The following is a 16,480-nucleotide window of genomic DNA, read 5'->3' as shown; positions in this document are numbered from 1 at the left end:
TCTCATGCCGACCCCATTCGATTGATCGCGTCGCTTGCGGCACGCTGCGACGCAAGGAGGTTTGCGACCTGGTTTAGCAGCCGTGTCCGCTGCATGTCTGTTACCTATCTCCCCGACCGCTCATTGGACCAACTCCAGAGATTGGGCTCTATCGCTCAGCCAATACGAAACCGGCATTGGCTGATGCCACAACCGAGACGAACACAAATGGCTCGGTACCTGTATTTCGCGCCCCGTGCACTTGGCCCGGTCTTGCCACGGCTATCTCACCTTCCCTGAGGGCACGAACAATCCCATTGCCCTGAAAGTAATCAGCCATTCCCGACAAAACAGTCCACGTGTCTTGGCCGTGAGGATGAATGTGAGCCGCAATTTCCTGCCCGGGATGGACATGCCAAACCACGATAATTGAGTCTCGGGTTTCAAGCACAACGGAACGAATAGGCTCGCCTTCGGACGGCTGAACATACTCGGCTACAGAAAATATTCTCGATTCAACAGTCATCGGAGATCCCTCTTTCACAGTGCCCCCAGACAGGCTGGATATGTGTAACGGCTCGCGTTTGAAAACGGGCGTGCTCGCATTCGATGCCGCTTTCGGCTCGAATTAACTGCAACTGACGGCGCGCTGAAGCTCACGCTATTTGCAAACGAGCTTGCAATCGACGGCGGCGGCTCGCATTTCATGGCGGCGTGCTCGAATTAATTGCAAGTGAAATGCCTGGTTCCAAGCTATCCAAAATCAATAGATGCAGTGCCGGCTGCCCGCTAACGCCCCTGAGCGGTCAGACGGGGATTGACCTACGCCGCCTCTCGCACGAGACGGATATCGACTTCTCTGTCAACGTACTTCCATTCCTCTGTTGCACGCAGTTCGGAAAGCAATGCGTTGAACTCAGCCTCATGGGTTGGCGCGAACTCGAACCAATTGAGAAAATCGAACGGTTCATTTTCAGAGAGGTCGCGGCAGTGATGGAGCTTGCGCGCTACTGCAGGCAAGTAGTTGAGCCCGATTTGAATGTGCTTTGACTTTTCGAAAACGCTCCGGCGCTCGTCTTGCGTGAATTCCCACCAAGCTGCGTTTTTTCGGATCGGTATCAACGCAGCGCAAGTTGCTTCTGGGCGCGCTAGCCCTTGCTGCTTCGCCACAATTTCGTTCTTCTCTTCGCGCATGACATACCGTTCATTGCTTGTTATTCCGCGAAGTACCCAGGGTGCATTGGTTTCGGGCTGCAACTCTGAGGCAGATATTACGTTGAGCCTTTTGGCTTCAGGCAGTGACTTGCCAACTATGGTTTCGGTTCCAACGATCCGCCAAAGACCGCTGTCTCCGCCGACGAATGCAAATAATCGTGTATCCATTTCAACCCCTTCATGTGAGTGTGTTAACTTTTTTACAGCTTCAAAAAACCTATCTGCCCATCCCATGCTTGTGCATCATCGCCTCGCCTCGCTTAGCGTAGTATTGCATTACGCTTACCAGCGCACCCCCCCCCAGTTAAATTGTAAATATAGCATCGAATTGGTCTGTGATACGACCGCCAGAAAATAGCCGTTTGTCGCCATTTCCAAAATTAATTGTACCGTATCGGTACACCACATCGAGGTTGATGTCGAAATAGCCGTGAGCCATGCGATTACGCATATTGCGCATGCTGCGCCACGGCACGTCGGCATGCGCCTGGGTGAACTCGACGTAGCCATCCATCACCTTTGTGGCCGCCTCGCCGATGACGATCAGGCTCATGATGACGGCCTGCTGGGTGCGCTTGTCGGCCAAGAAGTCGTCCTTGGCCATCCCTTCCACGAAGCTGCGCGCATCGGTTGCGGCCTGCTGAATGTGGTCGAGGTAATCGGGCAGGCGGTTCTCGCTCATATCGGTTGCGCCTCCGCGAGCACCTTGGCCCGGAACTTCGGCGGCAGGTCGCCGGGAGTCAGCAGATCGACGTCAACGCCGAGCAGCGATTTCAGTTCTTCTTCCAAATCGCCCAAGTCCAACAACGTGGCACCGGGCAGCGCATCGACCAACAGGTCGAGGTCGCTGCCATCCCGGTCGGTGCCATGCAGCACCGAGCCGAAGACGCGCGGGTTCGCGGCGCGAAAGCGGCCTACCGCTTCACGCACTGCGCTTCGCTTCATGTCAAGCACAACAGACGGTCGCATGGGCATCCTTTCTTATCGAAACTCGTTGAGATGATATGCAATCAAGAATAGAATTTCAAGAACTATTTTCGAGAATCGCAATGCCTTGATTCCCGTGCCGCGCCGGTTGCCTTGGCGGGCTTGTCACAAACCTACGTTTTCAAGAAGAAGGAAACCGCATGCCCCGCCGTTCGATCCTCTCCGCCGCCGAGCGCGAAAGCCTGCTGGCGTTGCCGGACACCAAGGATGAGTTGATCCGTCACTACACGTTCAGCGAAAGCGACCTCTCCATCATCCGGCAGCGGCGCGGCCCGGCCAATCGGCTGGGCTTCGCGGTGCAGCTCTGCTACCTGCGCTTTCCCGGCGTCATCCTTGGCGCTGATGAGCCACCGTTCCCGCCATTGCTGAGACTGGTCGCCAACCAGCTCAAGGTCGGCATCGAAAGCTGGGACGAGTACGGGCAGCGTGAGCAGACCCGACGCGAGCACCTGGTCGAGCTGCAAACGGTGTTCGGCTTCCAGCCGTTCACGATTGGCCACTACCGGCAGGCTGTCCAGTTGCTGACCGAGCTGGCCATGCAAACCGACAAGGGCATCGTGCTGGCCAGAGCCTTGATCGAGCACCTGCGGCGGCAGTCGGTCATTGTGCCCGCCCTCAACGCCGTCGAGCGGGCGAGCGCCGAAGCGATTACCCGCGCCAACCGGCGTCTCTACGACGCCTTGGCTGAGCCGCTGACGGACGTGCATCGCCGTCGCCTCGACGATCTGCTCAAGCGCCGCGACAACGGCAAGACGACGTGGCTGGCCTGGCTGCGGCAATCCCCGGTCAAACCGAACTCGCGGCACATGCTGGAACACATCGAACGCCTCAAGGCGTGGCAGGCGCTCGACCTGCCCTCCGGCATCGAGCGGCTGGTTCACCAGAACCGGCTGCTCAAGATCGCCCGCGAGGGCGGCCAGATGACGCCCGCCGACCTGGCGAAGTTCGAGCCGCAGCGGCGTTACGCGACCCTGGTGGCGCTCGCCATCGAGGGCATGGCCACCGTCACCGACGAAATCATCGACCTGCATGACCGCATCCTGGGCAAGCTGTTCAATGCCGCCAAGAACAAGCATCAGCAGCAGTTCCAGGCATCCGGCAAGGCGATCAATGCCAAGGTGCGGCTGTTCGGGCGCATCGGCCAGGCGCTGATCGAGGCCAAGCAAGCGGGCCGCGATCCGTTCGCCGCCATCGAGGCCGTCATGTCCTGGGATGCTTTCGCCGAGAGCGTCACCGAAGCGCAGCGGCTCGCGCAACCCGAGGACTTCGATTTCCTGCACCGCATCGGCGAGAGCTACGCCACGCTGCGCCGCTACGCGCCGGAATTTCTCGACGTGCTCAAGTTGCGGGCCGCGCCCGCCGCCAAGGACGTACTCGACGCCATCGAGGTGCTGCGCAGCATGAACAGCGACAACGCCCGCAAGGTGCCCACCGACGCGCCGACCGAGTTCATCAAGCCGCGCTGGCAGAAGCTGGTGATGACCGACACCGGCATCGACCGGCGCTACTACGAACTGTGCGCGCTGTCGGAGCTGAAGAACGCGCTGCGCTCCGGCGACATCTGGGTGCAAGGCTCGCGCCAGTTCAAGGACTTCGAGGACTACCTGGTGCCGCCCGCGAAATTCGCCAGCCTCAAGCAGGCCAGCGAATTGCCGCTGGCCGTGGCCACCGATTGCGACCAGTACCTGCATGACCGGCTGACGCTGCTGGAAACGCAGCTCGCCACCGTCAACCGCATGGCGCTGGCCAACGAGCTGCCGGACGCCATCATCACGGAGTCGGGCCTGAAGATCACGCCGCTCGATGCGGCGGTGCCCGATACCGCACAGGCCCTGATCGACCAGACGGCGATGATCCTACCGCACGTCAAGATCACCGAATTGCTGCTGGAGGTAGACGAATGGGCGGGCTTCACCCGGCACTTCGCCCACCTGAAGTCAGGCGACCTGGCCAAGGACAAAAACCTGTTGCTGACCACGATCCTCGCCGACGCGATCAACCTGGGCCTGACCAAGATGGCGGAATCGTGCCCCGGCACGACCTACGCCAAGCTGGCCTGGCTGCAAGCCTGGCACATCCGCGACGAAACCTACGGGGCGGCACTGGCCGAGCTGGTCAACGCGCAGTTCCGACATCCCTTCGCCGAGCATTGGGGCGACGGCACCACGTCATCGTCGGACGGCCAGAACTTCCGAACCGGCAGCAAGGCAGAGAGCACCGGGCATATCAATCCGAAGTATGGAAGTAGCCCTGGGCGGACGTTCTACACCCATATCTCCGACCAGTACGCGCCGTTCCACACCAAGGTCGTGAACGTCGGCGTGCGCGACTCGACCTACGTGCTCGACGGCCTGCTGTATCACGAATCCGACCTGCGGATCGAGGAGCACTACACCGACACGGCAGGGTTCACGGACCACGTCTTCGCGTTGATGCACCTGCTGGGCTTCCGCTTCGCCCCGCGCATTCGTGACCTGGGCGACACCAAGCTCTACATCCCGAAGGGCGATGCCACCTACGAGGCGTTGAAACCGATGATCGGCGGCACGCTCAACATCAAGCACGTCCGCGCCCATTGGGATGAAATCCTGCGGATGGCCACCTCGATCAAGCAGGGCACGGCGACGGCCTCGCTGATGCTCAGGAAGCTTGGCAGCTACCCGCGCCAGAACGGCCTGGCCGTCGCCCTGCGTGAGCTGGGACGCATCGAGCGCACACTGTTCATCCTGGACTGGCTGCAAAGCGTCGAGCTGCGCCGCCGCGTGCATGCCGGGCTGAACAAAGGCGAGGCGCGCAACGCGCTGGCCCGCGCCGTGTTCTTCAACCGCCTGGGGGAAATCCGCGACCGCAGCTTCGAGCAGCAGCGCTACCGGGCCAGCGGCCTCAACCTGGTGACGGCGGCCATCGTGCTATGGAACACGGTCTATCTGGAGCGGGCCGCGAACGCCTTGCGTGGCCACGGTCAAGCCGTCGATGACGGCCTGTTGCAGTACCTGTCGCCGCTCGGCTGGGAGCACATCAACCTGACCGGCGATTACCTCTGGCGCAGCAGCGCCAAGATCGGCGCGGGCAAGTTCAGGCCGCTACGGCCGCTGCAACCGGCTTAGCGTGCTTTATTTTCCGTTTTCTGAGACGACCCCAACCAGCGCTGCCATCGCATCCAGAATCTCGCCCTGCTCATTCATGTCGGGCGTGCCGTAGATCGACCGCGTGAACATCAGCTCGTGGTGGATCGACACCGCCTTGCGCTTGAAAACCATGATATCGAATGCCTTGGGATCGTCGATCAGTCCGAACCGTCCTTGTGGGGCGATCAGTTCGGCGATGTCGGCGACATGTTGCTCGGTATGTGTGGTCGAAAAGACGAAAGCGGGAGCACCGATGCCGAGTTCGGCGATCTGTGGCGCGAGCGGACGAGAATGGTCGATGACGTGGTGAGCTCCAAGCCCTCTTACCCACTCTTGGGTTTCCGGTCGAGAGGCTGTGGCGATGACGGTGAGGTCCGTGCGCTGTCGCGCGATCTGGACGGCGATCGACCCAACCCCGCCCGCGCCACCGATGATGAGGATCGCCTCCGCCGCACCGGGTACGGGCTTCGCCACGTCCAGGCGGTCGAACATCGCCTCCCAGGCCGTCAACGTCGTCAGCGGCAGCGCCGCCGCTTCCGCCCAGGAGAGCGACGCAGGTTTGTGACCGACAATCCGGGCGTCGACGAGATGGAACTCCGCATTGGTACCGGGCCGTGTGATCGATCCGGCATAATAGACCTCGTCGCCTAACTCGAACTGCGTGACGTCGGGGCCGACCTCGCGCACAATCCCGGCGGCATCCCATCCCAGCACCTTCCAATCGCCATCTGCCGGCGGCGTGCTGTTGCGGACCTTGTAGTCGACCGGGTTGACCGAGACGGCCTTCACCTCAACCAGGATATCGTATCCTGCAGCGACAGGCCGAGGCAGATTGATGTCGACCAGCGCGGCATCCGCGGCGATGGGTCCCGGAACCTTGTAACCAATGGCTTTCATAAATGTCTCCAGCTTGCTTGATCGGATGACGCGAATGCTCGTTAGTCAACTTCTTCTACATTGAGGTCCCGACTCTTGAACTGGGTCGCGGTAGCAGATTTCATCGAACACGTCGATCAACAGGCCCTTATGCTCGGTCGCCGGATCGGTGATCGCGTAGAGGGTGGAGGCGTTATCGCCATCATCACCGCTTCCGAGGCGAAACGCCGCGTCGACGCAGATGCCGCACGGACCGATGGTTGATCCTGGCTCGAGATCGACGAGATTGCTGTCCTTGACGCGCTATTCGCGGTCTTAGCCCTTGGCGATGAAGGACTGAACTGCTTGTAGAGCGTCGGTCAGCTGCTATGTCATGGACGCACCTTCATCTTGAGTTGGATTGGACAAGCTTCCGTATAAGGCCCGCTGTAACCGTCAGATGACGGCGAAGAAAACGATGGGCAGTATTCACAGCCACTTAGCCTTCTTGAAGCGCACAAATAGGAAAACGCACGATATCGCTATCACTCCGAGCACGACAAAGTATCCGTAGGCCGTGTCCAGCTCCGGCATGTGCTTAAAGTTCATGCCGTATATTCCAGCGATCGCCGTCGGGACTGCCAGTATTGCCGCCCAAGCCGCCAGCTGGCGGGTGATCACCCCCGTCCTTTGCGCTTCAAGAAGGCTGCTGGCCTCAAAGACCGTGGACAGGACAAGCAGGAGGCCGTCGACCATGGACTGCACGCGGTGGACATGGTCCGCGACGTCGTGGAAATATGGTGTCATTTCGGCGCTGATGCAGGGAAAGTGGCCGCGAACGAGCTTTCGCACCAGCTCGGCCATAGCCCCGAGCGTGCGCTGGAACCGCGTGAGTTCGGACCTTAGTTCGAAGATTCGCGCCACCTCTTCTGGCCCGAGGAAATCGTGCAGCGACCGTCGCTCCATCGCCAGGACGTCGTCCTCGATCATTTCGAAGATGGGCAGATACTGGTCGACCACGCGATGCAAGATCGCGTGCAGCACATAGTCGACACCCTTGCCGAACTGCGTCGGCGATGCCTCGAGTTGCTCCCGAAGTTTGCCCAGCGCTCCGGCATTGCCGTGCCGCACGGTGATAAGGTGATTGTGACCGGTGAAGATCGCCATCTTGCCGTAGCTGATCCGGTCGCCGACCAGCTCGGCGGTCTGCGCGACGACGTACAACTCATCGTTGTAGACCTCGAGCTTGGGCGGGCACAGCGGGTGCATCGCGTTGTCGATCGCCAACGGATGAAGATTATATGTCCTTTGGATCGCGAGTAGTTCCTCGGGGGTGGGTTCGCTAAGCGCGATCCAGCAGAAGCCCGAGCGACTCTCGCCCAACTTGACGTGCTCATCGAGCGCGATTTCGCGAACTCGCTTGCCTTCGTTGTAATAATAGGCGGCGATGATGCTCATGCTGGCCTCGCGGGAATGTGGAGGCCACGCTGGACGGCCGGTCGAGCCAGCCCGCGTCCAAGCCATGCGCGGACGTTCGAAAAGCTGCTGAGGCCAAGGATGTCACCCGCAGCGTAGAATTCCACCAGCGCATTCACCCAGCCGAGCGTCGCGATGTCCGCGATCGAATAGTCGTCGACGATCCAGTCGCGGCCTTCCAGCCGGCGATCCAGAATCCCCAGCAGACGCGTGGATTCGTCGATAAAGCGCTGTTGCGGCCGCTTGTCCTCATAGTCCTTGCCGCCAAATCGCAGGAAGAAGCCGAGCTGACCGAACATCGGCCCGATGGCCGACATCTGAAAGAACACCCACGCTAGGGTCTCGTAACGCTGGCCTGGTTCGGTGGAGATGAACTGACCCGTCTTGTCGGCCAGATAGAGGAGGATCGCACCGGATTCCCATAAGGCGATGGGTCTACCGTCAGGGCCAGCCGGATCGATGATCGCCGGTATGCGTCCGTTCGGGTTCAGCGACACGAACGCCGGATCCTTCGACTCGTTGTTCGAGATGTCGATCAGGTGGGGCTCGTACGCCAGGCCAGTCTCCTCAAGCATGATCGAGACCTTGACGCCATTGGGCGTAGGGGCTGCGTAGAGTTGCAGGCGATCGGGATGAGATGCCGGCCAGCGCTGCGTGATCGGAAAGGACGAGAGGTCTGGCATAAATCTGCGATCCTGGTGTTGCGATGGCGACTGACTGGAACGAGCCGTCACTCTGAAGTAGGGTTCGATGACCGCGTCGCTGAACGACGCGGTCACGAAGATTGCGGACCGGATCGGCGCAGTGGCAACGGCAGTGAAGCCTATTCCGCCGCGGTCCCGGCCGCTGGCTGTACGTCGTCAACCTTTTGGCGCTTCGGAAGCACCCAGCCGGGACGGACGAAGTGGCAGGTGTAGCCGCCCGGGCGCTTCTCCAGATAATCCTGGTGATCGGGCTCGGCCTCCCAGAACTCGCCGACCGGCTGGACCTCGGTCACCACTTTGCCATCCCACAGCCCCGAGGCATCCACATCGGCGATCGTATCCTCGGCGACGCGCTTCTGCTCCTCGTCGACATAATAGATGCCCGACCGGTAGGAGAGCCCACGATCATTGCCCTGGCGGTTCAGCGTCGTCGGATCGTGGATCTGGAAGAAGAATTCCAGGATGTTCCGGTAGCTCGTCACTGTCGGGTCGAAGACAATCTCGATCCCCTCGGCATGCGTGCCGTGATTACGATACGTGGCGTTCGGAATATCGCCGCCCGTGTAACCCACACGGGTCGAGATGATGCCGGGCCGCTTGCGGATCAGATCCTGCATGCCCCAGAAACATCCTCCTGCGAGAACAGCGCGCTGATGCATGTTAAGCCTCCTCTACTTGATCGAGATATTCACCGTATCCCTCGGACTCCATCTCGTCGCGCGGGATGAAGCGAAGGGACGCTGAGTTGATGCAGTACCGCAGACCGCCGCGGTCGGAAGGACCATCGGGGAACACATGGCCGAGATGACTGTCTGCGTGTACTGACCTGACCTCCGTCCGGACCATGCCGTGTGCGCTGTCCCGCACCTCGTTCACGTTTGCCGAAACGATCGGCTTGGTGAAGCTGGGCCAGCCAGTACCCGAATCGAACTTGTCCGTCGAAGCGAACAGTGGCTCTCCCGACACTATGTCGACGTAGATGCCAGGCTCCTTGTTGTCGTTGTACTCGCCCGTGAAGGGCCTTTCGGTGCCCGCCTCCTGGGTAATTCGGTGTTGCTCGGGAGTCAGGTGGTCGATTGCTGTCTGTGACTTTTCAAACTTCATTACAGTCTCCAATACTTATCTAGAGGGCCAGGCACGCTACCGCTAATTTTTTATGTCTCCTGATTTGCTCCTACAATGGTAGTGGGATGGCAAACGAGGTTTTACTAAGTGTTGGAAAATTAGAGATTTAAATTTCGCGTCTATTAATTCTAGCGCAACTGAGTGGTTAAGCAAGTACGTAATCAGTAAATATTAAAAAAATAACACAAAAGCACGATTATATAATACAGTGTCAGTGTTTTATGATAATCAACAACGCCTGTTTAGATGCTGGTAGATGCGAATTTTTTGGCGTACAGTCAAAATTTTCTGATGGTTGCTTAGTGTGTTGGCGCTGATGGAAAATTGACCCACCGGGGATGCGGCGGAAATCTTGGACTACCTGGAGGTAGTTCATGTACTCATACGAAGACCGTATCCGAGCGGTCAAGCTCTACATCAAACTGGGCAAGCGAACCGGGGCAACTATTCGTCAGTTGGGCTACCCGACGAAGAACTCTTTGAAGAGCTGGCACGCAGAGTATGAGCGATGCCTCGACCTGCCGCGTGGCTACGAGAACTCGAAGTCGAAGTACTCACTGGCCCAAAGGGAAAAGGCTGTCGGGCACTATCTCGAATACGGTCGCAACATCGCCGCTACCATCAAGGCGTTGGGCTACCCCGCGCGGGATTCGTTGCGTGCCTGGATTTACGAAATGCACCCCGAGTTGCATACGCGTATTGTCGGTCGTTCAGACGGGTTAGCCCGGCCGCCAGCGGTGAAGCAGGCAGCGGTCATCGCGCTGTGCACGCGAAAAGAAAGTGCGAAAGCCCTGGCTCAAAAGCTGGGCGTGTGCAGGCCGACCTTGTACAACTGGAAAAACCAGCTACTCGGCCCAGAGGTATCCCCATCCATGAAGTGTCGGCTTGAACCCTCATCGTCACCGGAACGAGAGGAGTTGCAGCGGCAACTCGAATCTCTCCAGCTCGATGTTCGCCGTTTGCAGCTTGAACATGACCTGTTGATGAGGGCGAATGAACTCATAAAAAAAGAGACGGGCATCAACCGGCAAGTCCTGACCAATCGGGAGAAGACATTGCTGGCTGATGCCCTAAGGCAGAGGTACTCCTTGCTAGAGCTGCTTGACGCGTTGGGCTTGGCCCGAAGCTCCTATTTCTATCATCGAGCCCGAATGCAGGTCGCGGAAAAGTACACCGAAGCGCGTCGTGCCATGGCGGACATATTCGAGCGCAATCATCGTTGCTATGGCTACCGTCGGATGCGAGCTTCGTTGAGCAGGCAGCGTGTGCGCCTTTCAGAGAAGGTGGTGCAGCGCTTGATGAAGCAGGAGTGCCTAGTCGTCGCCAAGCCGAAACGGCGTCGATACGGTTCCTACCTCGGGGAGATCAGTCCGGCGCCGGAAAACCTCCTCAACCGCGACTTCACGGCCCTAGCTCCGAATGAGAAATGGCTGACCGACATCTCGGAGTTCCAGATCCCAGCCGGCAAGGTGTACCTGTCCCCCATGATCGACTGCTTCGATGGGAAGGTAATCAGTTGGTCGATCGGCACGCGTCCCGACGCCGAGCTTGTGAACACGATGCTGGATGCCGCTGTCGAAACGGTGGCCAGCAACGATAAACGGCCTGTTGTTCACTCCGATCGTGGCGCTCACTACCGCTGGCCCGGCTGGCTATCGCGCATCGCTGATGCGAAGCTGATTCGTTCGATGTCGCGCAAAGGCTGCTCACCTGACAACGCGGCTTGTGAAGGTTTCTTCGGCCGACTGAAAACGGAGCTGTTCTATCCTCGCAACTGGCAGTCAACGAGCATCGAGCAGTTCATTCAGGCCTTGGATTCATACATTCGCTGGTACAACGAAAAACGAATCAAGATTTCCCTCGGCGCGCTCAGTCCCATTGAGTATCGTGAAAGCCTGGGCTTCGCGGCATAACCAGTCCAAGTTTTTGTCCGCATCCCCACCCTGCCGATTGAAATTTGACCCAGGGCGGATTGCTGATTTTGTTACCAGCAACTGTGGATAAGTCTACCAGCGCAGCTGCTGTTGCCCCCACTCCTTCGCTAGCCCAGTTCAGTTGTTTAAGACCTGCCACACGCAGCCATGTAGCAGGCCGTCGTCGCCATGAAATCAGAACGGCTCATCGTCCTCCGGTTCCTGGCCGCCCTTACGCTTTCGCTCCCGTGATTTGATCTTGGCCTGGGCCGCCAAGCTACTGTGTTGCAGGCGATAGGACTCGTTACCGGTTTCGACGATGTGGCAGTGGTGGGTCAGCCGATCCAGCAGGGCGGTGGTCATCTTGGCGTCGCCGAACACGCTCGACCATTCGGCGAAGCTCAGGTTGGTGGTGATCACCACGCTGGTGTGTTCGTACAGCTTGGATAGCAGGTGAAACAGCAACGCACCGCCGGCCTGGCTGAAGGGCAGATAACCCAGTTCGTCGAGGATGACCAGATCCATGCGCAGCAGAGCTTGGGCGATCCGCCCGGCTTTGCCGTCGTGCTTTTCGCGCTCCAGCAGATTGACCAGATCGACCGTGGAGTAGAAGCGCACGCGCTTGCCGTGCCGGGTGATGCCGGACACGGCCAGCGCAGTGGCCAGGTGGGTTTTACCGGTGCCAGGCCCACCGATCAGCACCACGTTCTGCGCGGTGTCGGTAAAGGCCAGACTGGCCAGTTCGCTGATCAAACGAGCGTCTGCGCTGGAGGCGCTGAAGTCGAAGCCGGCCAGGTCGCGGTGCATCGGCAGCTTGGCCATGTTCATCTGGTGGCTCACCGAGCGCATGGCGCGATCTGTGTGCTCTTGTTCCAGCAGGTGTTCGAGCAGCCACTTGGACGAGGCTGTGTTCGACTCACCCTGCGCAGTCAACTCCGCCCAGGCCGTGGCCATGCCGTGCAGGCGCAGCTCCTTGAGTTCCGCCATCAAATCACGCATGACCGATCTCCTCGGTCTGGCCACGCAGGCGGTCGTAGCGCGCCGTGTTAGCGACGGGGGCTTCCTTGAGCGACAAGTGGGTTTCGACGCTGGGTGGTGGTTCGGTCGCGGCCAGGCGCGCCACGACATTGAGGATGTGTTCGGCGCTCAGGCTGCCGCTTTCCAGTACCAGCTCAACAGCCACCAGCACCGCATCGAGCCCGGCGACCGGTACGGCAGCCAGAACTTGCGCCATGATCCGGTCACCGCCGGCATGACGCCCCAGACCGTGCTTAAGCTGACGCAGCGGCGCCGGCAGATCAGCAAAGGGCGCGCCGTTGCGCAGCGCACCGGGCTTGCGTTCGATCAGCGGGAGGTAGTGCTGCCAGTCATAGCTGACCTGGTCGCGATCCAGCAAGCGGACATGGCTGGCGATCAGCGCGTCGTCAGCCACCACCTCGATTCGCGTCGGATACAAACGGCTGCTGACCCACTTACCCGCATACTCACACGGCACCGAGTAGCGGTTGCGCCCGACGCTGACCAGGCAGGTGCTGGAGACCCGCGCAGGCCGCTCGACGTAACCGTCGAATGGCGCTGGCACAGGCATCAGTTCAGCGCGCTCCAACTCCAGCACTTCGGCCACACTCAGCCCGCTGTATTGAGGGTGCGTCAGCTCGTTCCAAAGCGCGCGGCAGCGCTGGCCCAGCCAGGCATTGAGTTCCTCGAAGGAGTGAAACTGGCAGTCCTGGGCGTCTAGCCAGATACGCCTGCGGCTGTCTTGCACGTTCTTTTCAACGATGCCCTTTTCCCAACCAGCGGCGACGTTGCAGAAGTCCGGATCGAACAGGTAATGCGCGCACATCACCGCAAAGCGCGCATTCACCGCCCGGCCTTTGCCCTTATTGACCTTGTCGACGGCGGTCTTCATGTTGTCGTAGATGCCCCGGCGCGGCACGCCGCCCAAGGAGCCGAACGAGCGTGTATGGGCGTCAAATAACATCTCATGGCCCTGGCTCGGATACGCCACAAGCCAGAACGCACGGCTGGCACACAGCTTCAGATGTGCCACCTGCATACGCCGGTAAATGCCGCCGACCAGCAAGCCTTCCTCGCTCCAGTCAAACTGAAACGCCTCGCCAAGAGCAAAGGTCAGCGGCACAAAGGCCTGCGACGCCTTGCCCTGTCCCCCTCGCCAGGCACGGATAAACGCGGTGAGCTGGCTGTAGCCACCGTCATAACCTTCGGCTTTGATTTGCGCCAACAGCGCCTTGGCACTGCGCCGCTGTTGCTTGGGCCGCAGCGAATCGGCTTTTAGCGCCTGCTCCAGCGTGGCGTGAAAAGGGCTGAGTTTGTTGAAGATCGCGCGGCGTTGGTAGACCGGCGGCTTGGCCTCAGGTGATCTGACCCACTTGCGAATCGTGTTGCGCGCCAACCCGGTGCGCTTGGCTATCTCATGCAGCGACAGCTTGTCGCGGAAATACATCCGGCGAATTTTGCCCATCATTTCCATACTGATCACCCTGTGTTCTCCTGCTCAAAAATTGAGCAGAAGCAGTTGAACACCTGGGTCAGTTTTCAGTCGGCAGAACAGCCTCTACTGGGTCAGTTTTCGGTCAGCGGCAACAAAAAGAGATCTTTCGCATGCTCGATGAAGGTCAGAGTAATCAGCAGATCATCGACTTCATGGTCGATCGCTATGGCGAATTCGTGCGCTACAAACCTGAGCTGAACAGCCACACCTGGTTGCTCTGGTTTGGGCCTGGCGGTTTGTTGTTGGGCGGTGTGTGGGTGATTTACTTGATCGTTGCACGTCATCGTGGTCGGCATGGCGATGATGTTGAGGTGTTTTCTGACCAAGAGCGTCAACGGCTCCTCCTCCTATTGGGTAAAGAATCTAATGATTGATTTCTGGCTATGGGTCGGCCTGCTGTTGCTGGTTGCCCTCAGTTTCGTGCTAATCCCTGTGTTGTTTGTACGTCGTGCCCAAAGCGAAGAAGATCGCACCGCTTTTTACGTGGCGCTGTATCAGGAACGCCTGGCGGAGCTACAGCTTCAGCAAGGGGACGGAGTGATGTCTCCTGCGCAAAAAAACAGTGCCCGCTCTGAGGCGGACCGCGAATTGCTGGCGGACACCGAAGGAGCTGGCCTCGAACGTTTTTCGACTACAGGCAAGCCGCTACCAGTATTCGTGGCTTTCTTGATACCGGCGCTGGGGCTCGCGCTGTACCTGCATTTTGGCGCCAGCGACAAAGTCGAGCTGGTTCGTGAGTTCGCCCAGCCTCCCGGTTCACTCGCGCAAATGAACGACCGTCTGGAACGCGCGGTTAACGCCCAACCGGAGTCAGCTGAGAACGCTTATAACCTGGCCCAAAACTACATGGCTCAAGGGAGGCCCGACGATGCCGCTAGAATGTTCGAACGAACGGTGTCACTGGCCGGTCGCCGACCGGAGTTATTAGGCGAGTGGGCTAAAGCATTGTATTTCTCTAACAACAAAATGTGGTCTCCGCCAATCAAGGCGCTGACAGATGAAGCTTTAAATGGAAATCCGGGTGAGCTCCAGAGCTTGAGTCTCATAGGTCTGGCTGCGTTTGAAGAGCATCGTTACCAAGATGCTTTAAAATATTGGCATCACGCATTAGCAGAGATGGGTTCCGACCATCCGTCACACGCTGCTTTAGTACAGGCCATTGGAAAGGCAAGAAACGGTCTTTCAGCGGATGAAAAAAACAACAATTTGACGATTAACCATGTTGCTGGCTTGCCACCAACACCGCTCAAGGTACGGGTGGACATTTCCCCGGAAATTTTCGAAAAGGTCGCTTTGGATGACAGTGTGTTCGTTTTCGTACAGACGCTATCGGGCTCCAAGGTACCTCTCGCTACCATACGACTTAAGGTCTCAAGTCTGCCGGCCGAGGTGGAGTTTTCAGGCGCTGATGCAATAGTTACCAGCAACACCTTATCGCAGACAGCCGCGATTCAAGTGACTGCTAGGGTCTCTAGGGGAGGGAAGAGTAGGTCGGGGGAATGGTTGGGCCGAAGCTCGACGACATTAAATTCGAAGAGCGCTAGGCTGAAGCTTACGATCAACCTTCCGGATATCTGATCGACTGCACCGCAAAGTGCTGTTGCCAGGTACTGTAAAATAGAAGAGTGAGCACTTGATTTGCTGGTGCTTTCAAACAACGGTGTTGTTTTTTTAACAGCCGAACTGGAAAGGGAGGCTGAGCTGCTCAGTGATCACTTTATCCGTTGGCTGATTTACGCCGGCATGTTCGCTACCAATGTCATCAACTTTGGAAATTATCCATAAATATCATATAATTAGCGCTCAAATCAGTGCATGGGAGAAGCCCTTTTGACTACCTATACCGCATCGCTTGACACCGCCAGCCAAACCCTGGCTTGAAAATTGTACAAAAAATAACCAGCCCGCTCGATTGTCCCGCCTTCATCGCCGCCCACCGCCAGAATCCTCAAGACTTTACCCGCCGACGCCAGCTCACCTTCAAGAACCTCGTCCTGTTCCTGCTCAATCAGCCGCGCACGGCCCTGCAAACCGAACTCGATCAGTTCTATCGCGTACTCAATCAGGCGTCGACTGAGACGCAAATGGTCACTGCGCAGGCCTTCTGCAAAGCGCGCAAAAAGCTCAACCCCGAGGTATTTGAAAGTCTCAATCGCCTCCTGCAGCAACAAATTGACTGCTTCGGGCTGCGTCAGAAGTGGCGTGGGCTGAGGGTGCTCGCGGTGGATGGCTCGACCGTGCATTTACCCCTGGAGTCGACCATGGCGACCTTCTTTGGCAGTCACTCTGGCTTTCCCATGGCTCGCTTGTCCACACTCTACGAAGTCGCTGACGGTCAAACCTTGCATAGCCTGATCGTGCCCCTGACCGTCGGCGAGCGCGACTGTGCCCATCTGCACCTTGAGCACCTGCCGGCTGACAGCCTGACGCTGTTTGACCGTGGTTACCCTGGGCACTGGTTATTCGCGCTGTTCGCGCAGCAACAGCGGCACTTTCTGATGCGCCTGCCCTGTGGCTATAACGCCCAGGTCAAAGCGTTTCTACACTCTGGCCAAGTTGAAGACACACAGCTTTTCGTGGCCAACC

The 16,480-nt window shown here is 58.7% G+C and carries 15 protein-coding genes and 2 pseudogenes; 6 read left to right on the top strand and 11 right to left on the bottom strand.

What is annotated here, in order from left to right; all coding sequences use genetic code 11:
• Positions 1–148 precede the first annotated feature (148 nt).
• The 4 genes from HBO12_RS27485 to HBO12_RS27470 all read right to left on the bottom strand — a co-directional run bounded on the left by HBO12_RS27485 (position 149) and on the right by HBO12_RS27470 (position 2,139).
• Complete coding sequence (locus HBO12_RS27485; protein ID WP_003465043.1) at positions 149–505, bottom strand: cupin domain-containing protein; 357 nt, start codon at positions 503–505, stop codon at positions 149–151.
• Positions 506–801: 296 nt separating this feature from the next.
• Complete coding sequence (locus HBO12_RS27480) at positions 802–1,362, bottom strand: chlorite dismutase family protein (protein WP_151122437.1); 561 nt, start codon at positions 1,360–1,362, stop codon at positions 802–804.
• A 136-nt stretch (positions 1,363–1,498) separates the two neighbouring features.
• Positions 1,499–1,876 carry a HepT-like ribonuclease domain-containing protein gene (locus HBO12_RS27475; RefSeq protein WP_262377094.1) on the bottom strand — a complete coding sequence of 126 codons (378 nt, stop codon included), beginning with the start codon at positions 1,874–1,876 and terminating at the stop codon, positions 1,499–1,501.
• A complete protein-coding gene (locus HBO12_RS27470; protein ID WP_016487057.1) occupies positions 1,873–2,139 on the bottom strand; it encodes a nucleotidyltransferase family protein in 267 nt (88 codons plus the stop codon). Before HBO12_RS27470 ends, HBO12_RS27475 begins: the two co-directional genes overlap by 4 nt.
• A 182-nt stretch (positions 2,140–2,321) precedes the next feature.
• Here HBO12_RS27470 and HBO12_RS27465 point away from each other — a divergent pair, with 182 nt between their 5' ends.
• Entirely contained in the window at positions 2,322–5,288 is a 2,967-nt protein-coding gene (locus tag HBO12_RS27465; RefSeq protein WP_016487058.1) for a Tn3-like element ISPa38 family transposase, read from the top strand.
• 6 nt (positions 5,289–5,294) lie between these two features.
• Here HBO12_RS27465 and HBO12_RS27460 read toward each other — a convergent pair whose 3' ends face one another.
• Entirely contained in the window at positions 5,295–6,206 is a 912-nt protein-coding gene (locus HBO12_RS27460; RefSeq protein WP_016487059.1) for a zinc-binding alcohol dehydrogenase family protein, read from the bottom strand.
• 75 nt (positions 6,207–6,281) lie between these two features.
• On the opposite strand from HBO12_RS27460, the gene HBO12_RS27455 reads away from it, so the two are divergent.
• On the top strand, positions 6,282–6,449 hold the full coding sequence (locus HBO12_RS27455) for a hypothetical protein (RefSeq protein ID WP_016487060.1): 168 nt from the start codon (positions 6,282–6,284) through the stop codon (positions 6,447–6,449).
• A 204-nt stretch (positions 6,450–6,653) separates the two neighbouring features.
• Here HBO12_RS27455 and HBO12_RS27450 read toward each other — a convergent pair whose 3' ends face one another.
• The 4 genes from HBO12_RS27450 to msrB all read right to left on the bottom strand — a co-directional run bounded on the left by HBO12_RS27450 (position 6,654) and on the right by msrB (position 9,448).
• Positions 6,654–7,622, bottom strand: coding sequence for a magnesium and cobalt transport protein CorA (locus HBO12_RS27450; protein ID WP_003464971.1), 969 nt, complete (start codon positions 7,620–7,622; stop codon positions 6,654–6,656).
• On the bottom strand, positions 7,619–8,323 hold the full coding sequence (locus tag HBO12_RS27445) for a glutathione S-transferase N-terminal domain-containing protein (protein WP_003464969.1): 705 nt from the start codon (positions 8,321–8,323) through the stop codon (positions 7,619–7,621). Before HBO12_RS27445 ends, HBO12_RS27450 begins: the two co-directional genes overlap by 4 nt.
• 140 nt (positions 8,324–8,463) lie before the next feature.
• Positions 8,464–9,003, bottom strand: coding sequence for a peptide-methionine (S)-S-oxide reductase MsrA (msrA, locus tag HBO12_RS27440; protein ID WP_003464967.1), 540 nt, complete (start codon positions 9,001–9,003; stop codon positions 8,464–8,466).
• Position 9,004: 1 nt separating this feature from the next.
• Positions 9,005–9,448 (bottom strand): peptide-methionine (R)-S-oxide reductase MsrB, encoded by a 444-nt coding sequence (gene msrB, locus HBO12_RS27435; protein ID WP_003464965.1) that lies wholly within the window; start codon positions 9,446–9,448, stop codon positions 9,005–9,007.
• A 395-nt stretch (positions 9,449–9,843) separates the two neighbouring features.
• On the opposite strand from msrB, the gene HBO12_RS27430 reads away from it, so the two are divergent.
• On the top strand, positions 9,844–11,382 hold the full coding sequence (locus HBO12_RS27430; RefSeq protein WP_008071379.1) for an IS3 family transposase: 1,539 nt from the start codon (positions 9,844–9,846) through the stop codon (positions 11,380–11,382).
• 195 nt (positions 11,383–11,577) lie between these two features.
• On the opposite strand, the gene istB is transcribed toward HBO12_RS27430, so the two are convergent.
• Positions 11,578–12,381 (bottom strand): IS21-like element ISPst3 family helper ATPase IstB, encoded by an 804-nt coding sequence (gene istB, locus HBO12_RS27425; protein ID WP_010454871.1) that lies wholly within the window; start codon positions 12,379–12,381, stop codon positions 11,578–11,580.
• Positions 12,374–13,873, bottom strand: a complete 1,500-nt coding sequence (istA, locus tag HBO12_RS27420) for an IS21-like element ISPst3 family transposase (RefSeq protein WP_169990550.1) — start codon at positions 13,871–13,873, stop codon at positions 12,374–12,376. The genes istB and istA overlap by 8 nt, the downstream gene beginning before the upstream one ends.
• A gap of 113 nt (positions 13,874–13,986) precedes the next feature.
• On the opposite strand from istA, the pseudogene HBO12_RS27415 reads away from it, so the two are divergent.
• The 3 genes and pseudogenes from HBO12_RS27415 to HBO12_RS27405 form a co-directional block, all read left to right on the top strand.
• Positions 13,987–14,268: pseudogene (locus tag HBO12_RS27415) on the top strand (cytochrome c-type biogenesis protein); the annotation flags it as partial.
• Positions 14,261–15,472, top strand: coding sequence for a c-type cytochrome biogenesis protein CcmI (gene ccmI / locus HBO12_RS27410; RefSeq protein ID WP_012080656.1), 1,212 nt, complete (start codon positions 14,261–14,263; stop codon positions 15,470–15,472). The pseudogene HBO12_RS27415 and the gene ccmI, both read left to right, overlap by 8 nt.
• Before the next feature lie 299 nt (positions 15,473–15,771).
• Positions 15,772–16,480: pseudogene (locus tag HBO12_RS27405) on the top strand (IS4-like element ISPa1635 family transposase); the annotation flags it as partial.

This window comes from Pseudomonas sp. WS 5059 (assembly GCF_012985525.1).
Lineage (GTDB): Bacteria > Pseudomonadota > Gammaproteobacteria > Pseudomonadales > Pseudomonadaceae > Aquipseudomonas.
Note: the sequence above shows the minus strand (reverse complement) of the source record. Positions and strands in the feature narration are given on the sequence as shown.

Excerpts from the sequence above, each read along its gene's own strand:
- HBO12_RS27485 (WP_003465043.1), bottom strand. The coding sequence starts at position 505 with ATGACTGTTGAATCGAGAATATTTTCTGTAGCCGAGTATGTTCAGCCG.
- HBO12_RS27480 (WP_151122437.1), bottom strand. The coding sequence starts at position 1,362 with ATGGATACACGATTATTTGCATTCGTCGGCGGAGACAGCGGTCTTTGG.
- HBO12_RS27475 (WP_262377094.1), bottom strand. The coding sequence starts at position 1,876 with ATGAGCGAGAACCGCCTGCCCGATTACCTCGACCACATTCAGCAGGCC.
- HBO12_RS27470 (WP_016487057.1), bottom strand. The coding sequence starts at position 2,139 with ATGAAGCGAAGCGCAGTGCGTGAAGCGGTAGGCCGCTTTCGCGCCGCG.
- HBO12_RS27465 (WP_016487058.1), top strand. The coding sequence starts at position 2,322 with ATGCCCCGCCGTTCGATCCTCTCCGCCGCCGAGCGCGAAAGCCTGCTG.
- HBO12_RS27460 (WP_016487059.1), bottom strand. The coding sequence starts at position 6,206 with ATGAAAGCCATTGGTTACAAGGTTCCGGGACCCATCGCCGCGGATGCC.
- HBO12_RS27450 (WP_003464971.1), bottom strand. The coding sequence starts at position 7,622 with ATGAGCATCATCGCCGCCTATTATTACAACGAAGGCAAGCGAGTTCGC.
- HBO12_RS27445 (WP_003464969.1), bottom strand. The coding sequence starts at position 8,323 with ATGCCAGACCTCTCGTCCTTTCCGATCACGCAGCGCTGGCCGGCATCT.
- msrA (WP_003464967.1), bottom strand. The coding sequence starts at position 9,003 with ATGCATCAGCGCGCTGTTCTCGCAGGAGGATGTTTCTGGGGCATGCAG.
- msrB (WP_003464965.1), bottom strand. The coding sequence starts at position 9,448 with ATGAAGTTTGAAAAGTCACAGACAGCAATCGACCACCTGACTCCCGAG.
- HBO12_RS27430 (WP_008071379.1), top strand. The coding sequence starts at position 9,844 with ATGTACTCATACGAAGACCGTATCCGAGCGGTCAAGCTCTACATCAAA.
- istB (WP_010454871.1), bottom strand. The coding sequence starts at position 12,381 with ATGCGTGATTTGATGGCGGAACTCAAGGAGCTGCGCCTGCACGGCATG.
- istA (WP_169990550.1), bottom strand. The coding sequence starts at position 13,873 with ATGGAAATGATGGGCAAAATTCGCCGGATGTATTTCCGCGACAAGCTG.
- ccmI (WP_012080656.1), top strand. The coding sequence starts at position 14,261 with ATGATTGATTTCTGGCTATGGGTCGGCCTGCTGTTGCTGGTTGCCCTC.